Annotated in this window: 3 rRNA genes; all 3 read right to left on the bottom strand. The window is 53.5% G+C overall.

The window, feature by feature from the left end:
• Nucleotides 1–422, bottom strand: a 23S ribosomal RNA gene (locus AC27IT_RS27655); the annotation flags it as partial.
• 105 nt (nt 423–527) lie between these two features.
• A 5S ribosomal RNA gene (rrf, locus tag AC27IT_RS27650) occupies nt 528–644 on the bottom strand.
• Between the two features lie 63 nt (nt 645–707).
• A 16S ribosomal RNA gene (locus AC27IT_RS27645) occupies nt 708–1,120 on the bottom strand; the annotation flags it as partial.

The raw sequence follows: 1,120 nt of genomic DNA, 5'->3' as shown, positions 1-1,120 counted from the left end.
GCTACTCGGGGTTGGTCTCGGAGGGATGGATGTTTGGATTACGCGACTGTCACGCTCTTTGGTCAGCCTTCCCAGACTGTTCATCTACATCCATCCTTTGTAACTCCATGTGAGACGCCCCACAACCCCGCCGGGTAAACCCGACGGTTTAGGCTCTTCCGCGTTCGCTCGCCACTACTGACGGAATCACTATTGTTTTCTCTTCCTCCGGCTACTTAGATGTTTCAGTTCACCGGGTCTGCCCTCTCATCACCTATGGATTCAGTGAAGGATACCATCCCATTACAGATGGTGGGTTGCCCCATTCGGAGATCCCCGGATCAAAGCGTGCTTACCGCTCCCCGAGGCTTATCGCAGTTCGCTGCGTCCTTCTTCGGCTCCTAGCGCCAAGGCATCCACCGTGTGCCCTTAGTAACTTAACCACGTTTGGTTAGTACTAAAAAGTACTTACAGTTTAAATCCTTAGCAATTACATGCAGTATCCAGTTTTCAAGGAACAAATGTGTAAGCAACTATGAAAGTTGCTCGCCTGGCAACGTCCTACTCTCCCGGCTCCCTGCGGAGCAAGTACCATCGGCGCTGGAGGGCTTAACGGCCGTGTTCGGTATGGGAACGGGTGTGTCCCCTCCGCCATCGTCACCAGACATTGAAGGATATACTCCTTCAAAACTGAACAGCGAGTAAGCGTTGTGGTCATATCTCCATAGAAAGGAGGTGATCCATCCGCACCTTCCGGTACGGATACCTTGTTACGACTTCACCCCAGTCATCTACCCCACCTTCGGCGGCTGGCTCCTTGCGGTTACCTCACCGACTTCGGGTGTTGCAAACTCCCGTGGTGTGACGGGCGGTGTGTACAAGGCCCGGGAACGTATTCACCGCGGCATGCTGATCCGCGATTACTAGCGATTCCGACTTCATGTAGGCGAGTTGCAGCCTACAATCCGAACTGAGATTGGTTTTAAGAGATTGGCGTCCTCTCGCGAGGTAGCGTCCCGTTGTACCAACCATTGTAGCACGTGTGTAGCCCAGGTCATAAGGGGCATGATGATTTGACGTCATCCCCGCCTTCCTCCGTCTTGTCGACGGCAGTCTCTCTAGAGTGCCCAACTGAATGCTG

The sequence above is a fragment of the Brevibacillus sp. YAE8 genome, assembly GCF_057543335.1.
The sequence above is the reverse complement of the archived record's forward strand: the minus strand, read 5'-3'. Positions and strand labels throughout refer to the sequence as shown.